The organism is Candidatus Nitrososphaera evergladensis SR1 (assembly GCF_000730285.1).
GTDB lineage: Archaea > Thermoproteota > Nitrososphaeria > Nitrososphaerales > Nitrososphaeraceae > Nitrososphaera > Nitrososphaera evergladensis.
In genome coordinates this window covers 2428325-2442054 of the sequence record NZ_CP007174.1, presented here as the reverse complement: position 1 = coordinate 2442054, position 13730 = coordinate 2428325, and the positions used below count along the sequence as shown (strand labels likewise).

The window sequence follows — 13730 nt, the reverse complement described above, 5'->3', positions numbered from 1 at the left end:
TTTATCTATCACATAGTCAACATTAGCAGTGTTTGGCAAGGCAAAATGCAAGCTCTGCGGCGACGAGGTGAGATTTGCATTAAGGCACCTCCACGAAAAGCATCCTGAGGTCATAAAAGGCGAGCAGATGAACAGGGACAAGATGCAAAAGCTGGTGGAGAAATACTTTAGCTAGCTAACTAGGTTGCTGCTGTCGTTGCTTCTTTGTCGACTGCCAAAAGTCCATAATGCTCCTTGAAAATATCGCAGTCAGGTTGAATGCGGCAAAAGCGACGAAATGCGCGATGACGGATGTTACGCCTGCCTCGATGTTTGCGCCAAGGAGCAGGTACTGGACGTAGGGCCTTACAAAGATAAAGACAATGTCTGCCGCAGCGACTGAAGGCCACAGCCGGAGGGCCATGACGCAAACCTTTTGCACCCTCTTGCCCCTGCCAAACTGCATAAACTCCTTGCGGCTGTCAAAATAGAATATGGCCAAAAAACCTGCCAGCGCGGCGAGATAGTCGGCGGCGGACGACGCTATTGAAACGCCGGCCTCGTCAAGCGCTATGGCTATTGCCAGCTCTGCCACCAAAAGGCCTGCGGCAATGCCTGCCAGCTCGCCTACAACAAGCTGCTTGTTGAATGTCCTGTATTTTCTGGCATTGTCTGCCAGGTAGCTAATGTACTGTCGTATCAGCAACTTGGAGCATCCCATATTTTTCCTTGCAGACGCGAATTGACTCGTACAACTTTTTCGCATAGCCGTGAGCTAGGTCCTTCAGGAAATTGTATTGGGATGGAAGTAAAATGCCTTCTACCGAACTCTCATACTCTCTTGCAAGTTCAAGGATCTTGTCAAGGCTCTTGCTCTTCACTACTGCCTCTCTTATCGAATCCGGGTTTGCGGCGAGGGTCGAGAATGGGATTGATTCAACTGTTCCAAGTATGAAGATATTGGGCAACTTGTCGTAGAGGTCTTCTTCTAGGTCATCAAGATCGTCTTGGATGTCCTGTAATGCCTGGTTGTAATGTAGTACTAGCGAAACATTAGGATTGTAATTTTTAAGCTCGCTATCAAGAACTCGGCCGTAGATCGTAGGAGCATCTGATGATTTAAACATATTATGATAGCGAATCTCTTTATATGAAAAATTAAAGCCATTTAGCATCCTTTCTTTCATCATCTTTTCAGAATCCCAAAAAGGCCAGCACTGCGCGAATGAAAAATGTATGGCGTATTTTAGATAACCTTCACTGTCTGCTTTGACTGATCTGAGCAATTCATCGGCCATTCGTTTGTATTTTCTGTTTCCAATCTCGTAGTACCTGTCCATTAGTACGATGTAACGGACGAGCGATTTTATTGTATTATAGATTCTCAAAGAGACTCTTACATTTCTTGTATCTGAATATGCCGCAAAGAAATATGTAGCAAAATCTTGGCCTTTCTGATCAATGGCCTGAAATAATGCGGATTGAGCCGGGTCTACGGCAGCTAGAAACCTTGAAAGTTCATCAAGACCTTCAATGAAATCCTTGCCTTGTAATGTGCATAGCTTCTTTGCCTTGATATCCAAGGCAGAGATTTGTGAAAAATCAAGATAGTTTTTCCCAGAAGGTGCCGAATCTGCAACTTTCTGTTTTCGGGACAAATGCTTTAGGCTGGGCTTTTTACTGCTCAATCCCTGTTGCCTCTCTTCACCGACTCCCTTCTGCATTACTATATCCCCTTTAATGGAAATTGATAAAAATAAAAGCTTCGATTGATATTTTTTGAGAAAAGTATGTGAAAGTGGATTAGAAATAGTGACATTTGTCGTTAGCTATCTAAACTTTTGCCTTTTTATAGAGGATATTTACTAGATCTAATAAAGAATATAGTAGCATGAGTTTTTAATATAAAAAGAATATTTAAAACAAGAATTAGCCTTAAATGGGCAGCCGTAATTGAGCTTTCTTTGAATAGCTAGCGGAATAAAATTGCCAAAATTAGTGAGCAATTACTATTATTGCTATACCTTAATTAACTGCATATATTAGAGAAATAATATTGAAAATCCTCGTAGCCGAAGATGAGCCCAATATTGCGAAGGTTTACAAGATCTCTTTTGAAGAGCGAGGCCACGAGGTAATAGTCACCCATAATGGAGTAGAGTGCCTTGAGGAGTACAGCCGTCATCTAGAGCAAACCAGCGGCCATAATGCCGCTCCTTTTGACGTGGTCCTTTTGGACTATAGGATGCCAAAGAAGGACGGGATGGAAGTTGCCCGCGAGATACTGGCGCTGGTACCAAAGCAGAGGATAATCTTTGTGTCTGCTTATGTCCTTGAAACCCTGCAAGATTCGGTAAAGACGCTTAGCAGGGTCGTGGAAATGATGCAAAAGCCGTTTGAGATAGACGATCTTGTATCGCTTGTTGAAGATACCAGCATCTGGAAGGGCCTTGAGCAGCTAAACGTCAACGTCGGGGAGCTTCGCAAAATGAACGCCACCCACGACCAGCTGCTTGGCCTGTACGAAGGGCTGAGGGCTATCCAGAAAGGCCGCGGGATTGCCGGCTAGCCGCCGGGAGGAGGAGAAGATAAAGCCCGCCGCGCGGCGGGCTGCTCAAACGGCAACCTGATGACAAACGTCGCTCCATTTTCGTCGTTGTTGTAGAGGTATATTGCGCCGTTGTGGGCAGCTATTATCGCCCTGCTTATGAACAGGCCTAGGCCGCTTCCATGTTTTTCCCCCTCGCCGACGCTCTTTGTGATGAATTTCTTGAACATGTGCGGCAGCACGGCTTCTGGTATGCCGCCTCCTGTGTCGCTCACCATGATGTCGTACCGGGAATTTTTCACGTCGGCTCTGGCCTCGATGTTGACCCTGCCTTTTATCGTAAATTTGGCAGCGTTGCCGATAACGTTCATGAGCACCTGGGTAATGCGCTGCCTGTCAAGGTCGCAGTAGGCCGCGCGTGCACTCTCGTCCATGACTATGGAAAAGTCGATGTCTTTGCCAAGCTCGCTTGTCCTTAGCGCGTTTACAACATACTCGATTATCTCAGAGACGTTGGCCCTTGCAAAGTTGTACCTCAGGGTGCCGTTTTCTATCCTGCTGACGTCCAGTATGTCGTTTGCAAGCTGCGTCAGCCTGCGCGCCTCCTTCAAGACCGAATCCCACGCCTCTTCCTGACTTATCTGACCTTTTTTTGCAAGGAGCGCAAGCCCCAGGATCGGCTGGATGGGTGTGCGCAACTCGTGCGATGCAATTGCTATGAACTCGTCTTTGAGGCTCTCTTTTCTCCTGAGCTCTTTGTTTGCAGCTTCTGCCTCTTCCTTTGCACGAGCAAGCTGGGAGCTTTCCGTCACAGCCACGCCGATGACCTTGCTCTCGCTGCTACTGTTATCCTGCTGTGGCAACGCTGATGCCGCAAGTATCCCGGGAAACTCGGTGCCGTCTTTTCTCCTTACCAAAACGTCTATTTCCTTGACGCTTGCCTGCCTGCTGCTGATAATGGTGGCGATTGTCTCTTTTATCGTCCCGGCCCTTTGAGTGACAATGTCAAAGACCTGCATCCCCGTCAGCTCATCCTTGGAAAACCCCGTCGCCTGCACGAAATAGCTGTTTGCGTCTGTTATCCTGCCATCGGGGCCAATAAAGCAGATCAAGAGCGGGACGTTCTCTGCAAAATCGCTTGTTCTCCTCTGCAAAGCCTGATGACATATCAGACACCAGGAGCACCTAAAGAAGGTTGTTGTTATTGGCCCTTGGCAGCAACTTTGGCAACGTGTATCCTGTGTTCCCGACTGTAGGGCTCGTACAGCCCTGTCTATGGGATATCTCTCAATCTTGGCAAAATAACGATATATACTTGTACAAGTTTCTATATCACTGTTAGGTGTGAAGCGTGTAGATGCCAAGGTCCAAAAAAGCTGGATGGTGAGGAGCAGGTCTGCATTCTTCGATGGAGAATGACCGCAGCGTCATACTGAGGCGCGCCTTTGACAAGGAGCTCATGTCCCTTGGCTCCTCAATATACCAGACGATAATGTGGCACATGGACGGCCGGGGCGTGTTCTCTAACCCGCGGACGGTTGACATCGACTCGCTCTATTCAAACCTGCGGGAAATAGTGGGGCCTCACGCCGACATGATACTGGACATGACCTGGGCGGACCTGGAAAAGAACCATGGCGCAAAGGACCTCGAAAAGTCAAAGAAGAGCTTTGACAAGATAAGCAGGTGGCTCGGCGCAGAAGGAGGGGGAGTGGCTGCGGCAGCGGAAGGAAAAGAGGGAGGAGGAATGAATTAGTTGGAAGAGATAAGAAAAGAGATAACGGAAATCAAGCGCGGCCGCAAGAACCTAGTGGTTGCGCTGGTTGGCGCGATTATAGCCATCAACATAATAGTCCTTGCCACGTCGCAGTCAGATGCCATAGTTGTCACAAGCGACCTTTCAAGGATACTGACGGTAGGAGCCGCGGCAGTAATTTCTATAATCGTAGTGGCAAGGCAGAACGTTACCGGGATTTTTGGCAGGGCGTACCTCGCGCTTGCCGCAGGGCTTGTGCTGTGGGTCGCGGCAGAATCTACGTGGGGATACTACGAACTTGTCCTGCAGATAGAAAGGCCGTTTCCGTCCATCGCCGACGCGCTGTGGCTGTCAGCCTACGGCCCAATAGGGTTCCACCTCTTTAGCATGGCCCGGTTCTACGGCCGGGGCGTTGGAAAATACAAAGTGGCGGCAGTGATAGCAGGCATGTCGGTATTCGTGGGGCTATGCATAACAGAGCTTGCCGGCGTGTCAGAGTTGCAGGGCGAAGGAGCCGAGCTTGCCATCGCCATAAGCATAGCCTACCCGCTCCTTGACACCGCGCTTTTCATGCCAGCGATACTCATCGTCCTCAATTCGGGCAAGGGATACCTTACTTCGATCCCGTGGATCTTTATCGGGTGGATGGCCCTTGGAGTGGCCGACACCCTGCTTGGAATTGCGCAGGTGCAGAACTTTGACGGCGACCTGTTCATGATAAACGCGTTCTATGTCATTGCCTACCTTGCCATGGCGGCAGGGCTGTGGTGGTACAACAGGTTCTTTATCTTTGACAAGGCCAAGCTCGGCAAAAAGCCTGCGGCGACCGGTTAATTAGCCGGTCCTGCCAAATGTATACGCGCACTATCTTTGGTCGATTTTAAGGATCTGTTCTCCAGGCAGTCCAAAGAGTATGCCGCATCAAGGCCCACGTATCCAAAGGCTCTCTTTGAATTCCTTGCAGGGCTTGTAGAGCACAGGGAGCTGGCGTGGGACTGCGCGACAGGCAATGGGCAGGCTGCCGCATTCCTTGCAGGATACTTTGATAGCGTGGTTGCAAGCGACGCAAGCAAGAAACAGATTGAAAACGCGCGGGCAGGCCCAAACGTCCGCTTTGCAGTGTTTCCTGCTGAAAAGCCAGACCTTGCGGATGCAAGCGTTGACCTGATTACGGTCGCAGTCGCGCTCCACTGGTTCCGCTTTGACGACTTTTACCGGGAGGTCAGGCGGGTCGCAAAAAAGGGCACAGTAATCGCCGCGTGGGCGTACGGGCTGCACTCTGTCAGCCCTGAGGTGGACAGGATAACGCAGACATTCTACAGGGACGTACTAGGCCGGTACTGGCCGGCAGAGGTCCGGTACGTGGAAAACAGGTACAAAGACATACCCTTTCCGTTCCCACAGATAAAGGCACCGAATTTCCAAATAGAGCTTGAATGGGACATACATAACCTGATAGGCTACCTGTATAGCTGGTCAGGCACGCAAAAATACATCGAGGAAAACAAGTCAGACCCCCTGGAAATGATATATCCTGAACTAGAAGCGGCATGGGGAAAGGAGCACGCCAAGAGGAAGGTGGTCTGGCCCATCTATCTGAAAGTGGGCCGGCTGTAGAAGGGACGACGCTGACAACATTTTTAACCCTCTAAAAAGACGAAACTATCTACCAGTATGTCTGAGCAAGACGAAGTTACGCAGACAAGGTGGGGAGTAGCCCACATCTTTAGCAGTTACAATAACACTCTTGTGCATATCACCGACCTGAGCGGCAGTGAAACCATTTCATTCAGCTCTGGCGGACGCCACGTTACCGCCGACAGGTACGAGTCGTCGCCGTACGCAGCCATGAAGTCAGCAGTCGCAGCTGCAGAAGTTGCAAAGGGCAAGGGCATCAACGCGCTGCACATCCGCGTAAGGGCGGTTGGCGGCGTCGGCCCAAGGATACCCGGCCCGGGCGCACAGGCAGCAATCAGGGCCCTTGCAAGGGCTGGATTTCGCATCGGCAGGATTGACGACGTGACTCCAATCCCGCACGACACGACGAGAAAGCCCGGTGGAAGAAGGGGCAGAAGGGTCTAGAGCCCTTTCATTTCAGGGGCGAGTTTTATGTTCGCCCCGCAGCCACGTTTTTTCAACTCGCTTGCGAGCCACGCGACGAACCGGTCGTCAAACTTTCTTCCCTTTGACCTTTCAATCTCGTAGCCGTGCCTGTCGCGGATTTTTTCGACAAACTGCCCGGACATGAAAACCTTGGCAAACGACCAGCCGGCGCGCTCCATCGGCGGGTCTATCGCGTACTGGTTTTCCAGCTCGCAGCGCGCCTGCAGTCCAGAAAGCACGTCGTTTGCTATCTTGGCGTCAGGCTCAAACGTGGTGGTCTGAAAATCAAGGATGAACGTGCCAAGGGGATTATTATTATCACTCATTATCCTGCTTCAGCCTGTCTGAAAACGATATCAATTTGCCGTCCTTTTCCACTTTTATTGAAGTGTCAATTCTGACTCGCAGGCCGACCGACCTGAACAACGACAGCAGTTCTCCTCCGGAAATCCGGGATTGGAGCTCTCCGGCAAGTATCAGCTCTGATATTTTTACCACGATGGCTTCTGTCTGCGCCGGGAACTGCGCATAGGCGGCATTTAGCACTTCGTCACCCCTGTCATAAAGATATGAAAATACTATTTCCCTTGGCGTCTTCATTTTCTTTTTTTCTTCTGCTATTGGCGCGTTCTTTGCCTTTTCAAAGGCCGCGGCCTTTTCGCGCATCTCCTTCATCTTGCGCGCCTTTATGATTTCGATGTCCGGGTCGTTGTCGCCGCTGCCGCTCAACCCTTTATCACCCCGATGGGCACAAGCCTTACTACCTTTGTCGCGATGCCAAGGGCGTCTGACACGTCTGCAACTGCGTCGACGTCCTTGTACGCCTCTGGCGTCTCCTCCACCATGCCGTCCTTTGTAAGCGCCTTGAGGTAGATGCCCTTTGACTCCAGGTTACCCCGGACGCCTTCTGGCGTGTAGCTGCGCTTTGCGGCAGACCTTGACATGGTCCTGCCTGCGCCGTGCGCAGTCGAGCCAAAGCTGAGGTCAAGCGAGTTCTTGCCTCCAAGCAGTATCCAGCTGGCAGTCCCCATCGAGCCCGGTATTATCACCGGCTGCCCAAGCGCGCGGTACTTATCCGGAACCTGCTCCATGCCAGACGGAAACGCCCTCGTTGCGCCCTTGCGGTGCACGACTACCTCGCGGGTACCCTCGCCGTCAATCCTGTGGCGCTCTACTTTTGCGATGTTGTGAGACACGTCGTACACAAGGTCCATCTTTAATCCGTCCTCTGACATGCCGAAAAATCTCTCAAACGTCTTTCTGGTCCAGTGGGTTATCATCTGGCGGTTGGCCCATGCAAAGTTGAGGGCAGAGAACATTGCCTTTCTATAACTTTCGCCCTCTTTGGAGTTGTTTGGCACGCACGCAAGCTCCCTGTCTGGAAGCGAGATGTTGTACTTGCGCAGCGCAGACTCGGACACGCGCAAATAGTCGGTGCAGATCTGGTGGCCAAAGCCCCGGGAGCCGCAGTGCACCAGCACCGTCAGCTGCCCTTGCTTTTCGATGCCCATCGCCTTTGCGGCGCGCTCGTCAAAGATCCTGTCAACCTTTTGCAGTTCCAGGAAATGGTTGCCAGAGCCAAGCGAGCCAAGCTGTGGCGCGCCCCTCTTTCTTGCAGTGTCAGACACGCTTCCGGGGTCGGCGCCCTTCATCGTGCCGGATTCCTCGCACACTTCGGCGTCGTGGCTTGTGCCATAGCCGTGCCTCACCGCCCAGCCGACCCCTTCAACTAGGAGCTCGTCCAGTTCTGACTTTGTCAGCCTCACGGCGCCTTCGCTTCCAACGCCGGAAGGAATGGACTTGAACAGGTCGTTTACGAGGTCCTTCAGGCGCGGCCTCACGTCGTTTTCCGTGAGGCTTGTGCGCAAGAGCCTCACGCCGCAGTTGATGTCATAGCCCACGCCTCCGGGGCTGATAACGCCATCTTCGACGTCGGTTGCGGCCACGCCTCCCACCGGAAAGCCATAGCCTTCGTGGCCGTCCGGCAACACAACGACGTGCTTTCTTACGCCTGGCAGGGTGGCGACGTTTGCCGCCTGGTCGATGGTCCTGTCGGTCACCATCTTGGCAATGAGCGAATCGTTAGCGTAAATGCTGACCGGCACCTTCATGCCGCGTCCGGAATCCGGGTCAATGCGGAATTCCTTTTCGCTGACCTTTCTGACCTTGAGGCCAGTCCTTGTAGCAATTTCTGGCAATCTGCTACAAAATTGCTGCCGGAGTTATTATAAGCGCTTCTATGTTGCTGCACGCTTGTACGCTGGTGCAAACACCGCGTGTACTGGTAGGATCTCGACCTTGGGTTCGCTCTTTAGGCCCATCTTTTTTGCCTCTGGCATCAGCCTGCTGTCTACGAATTTCTTAAAGTCCTGCTCGTTTTCCCACACGTCCGTGACCCTGATGCCCTTGCCGTCAAAAGCAGAGACGTGAAACATGGCTCCCTGCGGGACGTTTCCTTCCCAGTTGACTGTTTTTCTGAGGGCCTCGTAATCTTCCTTCTTTACCCCTTCCCACGTCATGATCATTACTACTGGCATTTTTCCACCCATCCTTTCGTATGCGCTGGCAAGTATTAATGACTTGTAGTCACGCCTCAAGCCCCGGTGCAAGATTTATTTTCAGCGCCGCATGCCCCTCTTTTGTGCCAATACTGCCCATAGACTCGGGACGCTACGGTAGCAAGGAGATGCGTGCAATTTTCAGCGACGAGCAGCGCCTCCAGTACCAGCTGGACTTTGAAGCTGCAGTCGCCCAGGTTCAGGCCAGGATAAAGATGGTGCCCGAAGATGCGGCAAAAGAGATTGGCAGGGCCGCAAAATCCGGCAAAATCACGCTTGAGCGCGTTGCAGAACTGGAGGCAAAAAGCGAGCACGACACTGCGGCCATGGTGGAAGCGATAAGCGAACAGGTTCCGGCAAGCGCCAGGCCGTGGGTGCACTATGGGCTTACCAGCAACGATGTCGTTGACACGTCAACGTGCATGCAGATGCGCGATGCGTTTTCAATCATCGAGGGCAAGGTGGCAAAACTTGCTCAGTCGCTTGCAGACAGGGCAGTCGAGTTCCGCGACGTGCCGGCAGTGGGGCGCACGCACGGCCAGCACGCAAGCATCATCTCGTTTGGGCTGAAATTTGCAGTGTGGGCGTCAGAGATGGCGCGCCACATAGAGCGCATCGAGGAGGGCAAAAAGCGCTTTCTCCTCTGCAAGACCCGCGGCGTCGTTGGCACCGGGTCGCTGATGGGAGACCGGGCCCTTGAAGTGGAGAGGCTGGTTGCAGGCGACCTTGGCCTCTGGCCGGTAGACGCCGCGACGCAGGTGATCCCAAGGGAGCGCTATTCGGAGATGCAGTTTCTGATGGCCCTCATTGGGTCGACGCTTGACAAGATGGCAATAGAGATACGCAACCTGCAGCGCACAGAAATTGCCGAGGTTGCCGAGCCTTTCAAAAAGGGCCAGATGGGCTCCAGCGCAGTTCCCGTCAAGCGCAACCCGATAAAGAGCGAGCGCGTATCTTCCCTTGCAAGGATGCTAAAGTCGCTTGTCTCTGTGTCGATGGACAACATACCGCTCTGGCACGAGCGCGACCTGTCCAACTCGGCAAACGAGCGCTTCACGCTCCCGATGGCCGCCATCCTGCTTGACGAGATGCTGAACGCGACGGCCAAGGTGGTGGCAGAACTAAAGGTGAACAAGGAGCGCGTGGTCGCAAACCTTGACATGACAAAAGGGCAGATCTACGCCGAGTTTGTCCTTGAAGCGCTCGTGAAAAAGGGCGTTGCGCGCTTTGATGCGTACCGGGACATCCAGCGCGTGGCCTTTGCGGCAATAGAGTCGGGCGAGCAGTTCCTTGACGCAGTGTCAAAAGACGAGAGCATCGGCAAGCACCTTTCAAGAAAAGAAATAGCTGCAATATTTCAGGCAGAGAACCACCTTGCAGCATCGGGCAAGATCGTGGATAATGTTGCCAGGCTCGTCAAGGACATTACCAAGAAGAATGAGTAAAAGAGTGCCGTCGGTGAGATTTGAGCTCACGACGGCTCCGTCTTCAGCGGAGTGCTCTCCCAGGCTGAGCTACGACGGCACTGGCTGACTACTTTTTATGCACCGTATATAATCCTTGCAAAAAAGTGCCGGAAGCAGAATTACTTAGCCTGTGAGACCTCGCAAAGACAAATGCGATTCTTTTCTCTTTATCGCATCTCCGTGTATCTCGTTAGAACTATTGATGCCGCCTAGTCAGTAGTGGCCAGATATAGATACATGCAGTAGGCGGGAACAACAAAAAATTAAGATGTGCCTGCTGCTACTGTTATGGGTGTCTCTGCAGTGCCGCTTTTGCTCGTGTCAAACGGCATGGTCAACCCGGTTCCGATCACTGTTATCGCGAGCTGAAAATCGCCTGAATTGTCAAACGTTACCGTTTGGGTGTCTTTTCCTGTGTGTGAATGAAGATCCGTTAGCGATTCAACCGTATTGCCGTCCGCGTCCTTTACTTCGAGGTTATAATTAACATGCTCTAATGACGCGCCTGAAGAAGGATCCTGAAAGTTGATGCTAAATTCGGTAGCACTTCCCTGCTGTATTTCTTGTGGGGACCAGTCTACAGTGATGTCTACCGATTCGTTATCGGTCTTCAAGTTTACCGGTGGAGCCGAGGGAGTTGCTGTCATAGTAGTAGCTAGTGCGCCAGAGAATCCCGAGCCTATTGCAACAACAACAACAAGTCCTGCTGCAAGAATGGTCGACGATAAAAGAACGGTAATCCTTTTTTTCGTGCCTTCCATGGGTAAGTATCTTTGATCGTTCTTAAATGATTGTCGATATCTCTGGTCTAAAAATAATATGTTATGACTCATCAGTAACAATGTCCTTTTTAAAGAATATAGGTAGTAGTGCCGGAGGCGGGATTTGAGCCCGCGACCTTACGATTATGAGTCGTACGCTCTAACCAAGCTGAGCTACCCCGGCACGCGCGCTCAGCACAAAAGCGTACTGCGGTTCTGGGTTTTTCGCCCTGCTTATATTAACTATTCAAACGTTCTGCGGACGTCGCCTTCAAGCACTCCAGAGCCAGTATGCAGCCTGTCGATGTGCTTTGACAGCGCGTCTTTAGAGTCAAAAGGCAATTCGCAGTACGGGCACACGACTGCCGCGGCGCTCAGGTCCTTGATGTACGCAATGGCCTTTGGGTTTATGATGCACACCGGCGTCCCCTTCAATGCCGCATCAGCGGTTGACATTGTAGACAGGTGTATGCGCTCAAAAATGTCGTCGCGGTATACCATGCCAAGCACCGCCGACTGTGCCGTGACTATCAACTGCCGGACGACGTGCTTGTCCATCATGGCAAGCGTCTCTTGCACCGTGCTGTGCGGGCCCACTGCAAGCACCGGGCTTGTCATTATCTCTCGCAGTTTTACCTTGCCGGGGTTTCTGCCCTGCGACATGACCTTGAACAGAATGTCTGTCTTGCTGACGATGCCGACGACCTCGCCCTGGTGGGAAACGAGGACGCTTCGCACTCCCCTTTCCTTCATCTTTTCAAGGGCCTGGTCCACGTACCTGTCGCCTTCCATTATGACGACGTTCATGTTGATGAAATTCTCTATGGGCAGGGAAAGAAGCGACGTGATGTCGGGGCCTGAACTCATAGGTAGTTGTCTGCCCTGTTTTATTTAAGCGTGGCGTGGAAATTTTTTGAAAAACGCGCGATAATGATGTATATATCTATACGCACCATTACTATGCCTGCCTTCCCTCAAACCTGAGCTTTATGAGGTTCTGGCCGCCTGCCTTTCTTATCTCGACAAGCTCCTCGCGTTCTAGCCGCTTTACCAGCCTCCAGACGGTCGTCTTGGGCAGGCTGAACCTTGTGCGCACTTCGCTCTCAAATGCCGCGCCTTCCTTTTCAGCAAGGAACCCAAGCACGTCGCGGTCTTCGGGCCTCAGGTGAGGCTTTTCTTCGATTATCTTTGAGACTATTCTTGCAAGCAGGCCGGTGTCTGTCTGCGACTCGGGTATGCCTGCAAGTGCCCTTGCAGACTCGAACGGGGGCGCGTTTGCCTGCGTTGAAATAGCATCGGTTTCTTCCGGCTCTTCTCTTCCCTCCTCCCCCTCTTCTTCTTGCTGCTGCGGCTCCAGCGCGGACTGCGCGCCAGAGCCGTTGGGATCTGGATCTTGAAACATTGTCGTTGTAGAGGAGGCTGGCGCCGGCTTGCGCATCCTTTTTCGGAAGAAGAACAGGTACGCGCCCGCGCCGCCCCCGGCAACTACCACCCCTGCTATTATCATGAGCAGCGTTGTCGAAAACTGCTGCGGCGATCCGCCGTTTAATGCCGCGACAGCCTGGGTGGCTGTAGAAATTGCCTCCGAATACTTGCCCTGCGAGAACTCCGAGTTGGCCTGGTCAAGGAGCGCTGTCGCACGGGAAGTATCGCGGCCCTGGCTTGATGCCTGCGATATCTGCGCGCCGGCGCGCGAAATCTCTGATTGCGCCGCCGTATAATCGGGTATCACTCGCTGGACCTGATCACTTGCCTGCGTTGCCAGCTTGATGGCGTCTCCAAACTTGCCGGCGTTCTTTGCCGCCACCGCGTTGGCGAGGAGCGTTTCTTCCTCTGGAAGCATTATGCCCTGGTAGCTTGCCTTTGCCTGTTTGATGGCCGCATCGGCAAACTTGATCGTGATGTCTGCCTGATCCTCCGTTCCAAGCGTGCCAACGAGGTAGCTGAAGTGGATGGTTCCTGCCTTGAATGTAAGCAGGGTCTGGCTCCCGATGGGGCTGAGCGTCGGCACGTTGCCGCCATAGTCGATGGGGACGCTGTCTGCGGGCATCTTTACTGCCACCTCTATTGGAGCTTGAAGGGTAAACGTCCATGTCCTCCCTACCTTGTTGACCAAGTCAGGTGTAAGATAGCTTATCCTAGCTCCCGTAGCGTTCCCCGGCGTTATTTCTACCTCGCCGGACGTCAGCATCTTGGTCGGTAGGATCCTGTCATCAAGGTCGGTGACGATGAGCTCGTTTATGTTGGTGCCAAAAAGCTTGATTTTTATCTTGCCGGGAGGATTGGTGGTGGTGGCATTAGCGTTTGCTATCTGTATGTCGTACTCTACCAGCGCGTCGCCGTTTGCAAAAAGCGCCATGAATATCGAGTCGTGGGTATAAGCTGGCGATGGTGATGATGAAGATGGCGGCACTTGCGCACTGGCTACTCCTCCTCCGCCCGTGCTTGCGCTAGCAAGGATGGCCGCGATCGTCATGATCGCGAATATCCTTGGAATGGAAAATCCTATAGGTGGTCTCCAAGGACAAGAATCTCTCATTATAACAATTGTCCGGCTTT

17 protein-coding genes and 2 tRNA genes are annotated in these 13730 nt (G+C 52.4%); 7 read left to right on the top strand and 12 right to left on the bottom strand.

All coding sequences use genetic code 11. The features are described 5' to 3' along the window. Positions 1-28 precede the first annotated feature (28 nt). A complete protein-coding gene (locus NTE_RS16755; protein WP_158385569.1) occupies positions 29-175 on the top strand; it encodes a hypothetical protein in 147 nt (48 codons plus the stop codon). Here the strand turns inward: NTE_RS16755 and NTE_RS13335 are convergent, their stop codons facing one another. Both NTE_RS13335 and NTE_RS13330 read right to left on the bottom strand, forming a co-directional pair. Then, complete coding sequence (locus tag NTE_RS13335; protein ID WP_148701460.1) at positions 176-685, bottom strand: hypothetical protein; 510 nt, start codon at positions 683-685, stop codon at positions 176-178. Further along, complete coding sequence (locus NTE_RS13330; protein WP_148701459.1) at positions 663-1703, bottom strand: hypothetical protein; 1041 nt, start codon at positions 1701-1703, stop codon at positions 663-665. Before NTE_RS13330 ends, NTE_RS13335 begins: the two co-directional genes overlap by 23 nt. Positions 1704-2035: 332 nt before the next feature. On the opposite strand from NTE_RS13330, the gene NTE_RS13325 reads away from it, so the two are divergent. Beyond that, entirely contained in the window at positions 2036-2548 is a 513-nt protein-coding gene (locus NTE_RS13325; RefSeq protein ID WP_148701458.1) for a response regulator, read from the top strand. Here NTE_RS13325 and NTE_RS13320 read toward each other — a convergent pair. After that, a complete protein-coding gene (locus NTE_RS13320) occupies positions 2545-3681 on the bottom strand; it encodes a PAS domain-containing sensor histidine kinase (protein ID WP_148701457.1) in 1137 nt (378 codons plus the stop codon). The two genes, NTE_RS13325 and NTE_RS13320, sit on opposite strands and share 4 nt — an antisense overlap. Positions 3682-3935: 254 nt before the next feature. Between NTE_RS13320 and NTE_RS13315 the strand changes: the two genes are divergently transcribed. From NTE_RS13315 to NTE_RS13300, 4 genes are read left to right on the top strand one after another with little or no spacing between them, the layout of a single operon-like run. Continuing rightward, the gene (locus NTE_RS13315) at positions 3936-4283 is read left to right on the top strand and encodes a hypothetical protein (RefSeq protein ID WP_148701456.1); all 348 of its coding nucleotides are present in this window, start codon (positions 3936-3938) and stop codon (positions 4281-4283) included. Then, complete coding sequence (locus NTE_RS13310; RefSeq protein ID WP_148701455.1) at positions 4284-5117, top strand: hypothetical protein; 834 nt, start codon at positions 4284-4286, stop codon at positions 5115-5117. It begins immediately after the preceding gene. Between the two features lie 36 nt (positions 5118-5153). Next, on the top strand, positions 5154-5900 hold the full coding sequence (locus NTE_RS13305) for a class I SAM-dependent methyltransferase (RefSeq protein ID WP_148701454.1): 747 nt from the start codon (positions 5154-5156) through the stop codon (positions 5898-5900). Positions 5901-5957: 57 nt separating this feature from the next. Continuing rightward, positions 5958-6365: a 30S ribosomal protein S11 gene (locus NTE_RS13300; protein WP_075054699.1), complete on the top strand. Its 408-nt coding sequence runs from the start codon at positions 5958-5960 to the stop codon at positions 6363-6365. Here NTE_RS13300 and NTE_RS13295 read toward each other — a convergent pair. From NTE_RS13295 to NTE_RS13280, 4 genes are all read right to left on the bottom strand, one after another. Then, positions 6362-6712, bottom strand: a complete 351-nt coding sequence (locus NTE_RS13295; protein ID WP_148701453.1) for a hypothetical protein — start codon at positions 6710-6712, stop codon at positions 6362-6364. The genes NTE_RS13300 and NTE_RS13295 overlap by 4 nt on opposite strands. Beyond that, positions 6705-7115, bottom strand: coding sequence for a DNA-binding protein (locus NTE_RS13290; protein WP_148701452.1), 411 nt, complete (start codon positions 7113-7115; stop codon positions 6705-6707). Before NTE_RS13290 ends, NTE_RS13295 begins: the two co-directional genes overlap by 8 nt. Then, positions 7112-8497 carry an RtcB family protein gene (locus tag NTE_RS13285; protein ID WP_148702181.1) on the bottom strand — a complete coding sequence of 462 codons (1386 nt, stop codon included), beginning with the start codon at positions 8495-8497 and terminating at the stop codon, positions 7112-7114. The genes NTE_RS13290 and NTE_RS13285 overlap by 4 nt, the downstream gene beginning before the upstream one ends. Before the next feature lie 126 nt (positions 8498-8623). Further along, entirely contained in the window at positions 8624-8923 is a 300-nt protein-coding gene (locus tag NTE_RS13280) for a hypothetical protein (RefSeq protein WP_148701451.1), read from the bottom strand. Between the two features lie 104 nt (positions 8924-9027). Here NTE_RS13280 and purB point away from each other — a divergent pair, with 104 nt between their 5' ends. Continuing rightward, entirely contained in the window at positions 9028-10389 is a 1362-nt protein-coding gene (gene purB, locus NTE_RS13275; RefSeq protein WP_148701450.1) for an adenylosuccinate lyase, read from the top strand. Between the two features lie 5 nt (positions 10390-10394). On the opposite strand, the gene NTE_RS13270 is transcribed toward purB, so the two are convergent. The 5 genes from NTE_RS13270 to NTE_RS13250 all read right to left on the bottom strand — a co-directional run bounded on the left by NTE_RS13270 (position 10395) and on the right by NTE_RS13250 (position 13647). Further along, positions 10395-10468, bottom strand: a tRNA-Phe gene (locus NTE_RS13270). A 205-nt stretch (positions 10469-10673) separates the two neighbouring features. Next, positions 10674-11171 (bottom strand): hypothetical protein, encoded by a 498-nt coding sequence (locus NTE_RS13265; protein WP_148701449.1) that lies wholly within the window; start codon positions 11169-11171, stop codon positions 10674-10676. 109 nt (positions 11172-11280) lie between these two features. After that, positions 11281-11355, bottom strand: a tRNA-Met gene (locus tag NTE_RS13260). Positions 11356-11414: 59 nt separating this feature from the next. Continuing rightward, a complete protein-coding gene (locus tag NTE_RS13255) occupies positions 11415-12038 on the bottom strand; it encodes a CBS domain-containing protein (RefSeq protein ID WP_148701448.1) in 624 nt (207 codons plus the stop codon). Positions 12039-12129: 91 nt separating this feature from the next. Beyond that, positions 12130-13647 (bottom strand): helix-turn-helix transcriptional regulator, encoded by a 1518-nt coding sequence (locus NTE_RS13250; protein ID WP_148701447.1) that lies wholly within the window; start codon positions 13645-13647, stop codon positions 12130-12132. Positions 13648-13730 lie beyond the last annotated feature (83 nt).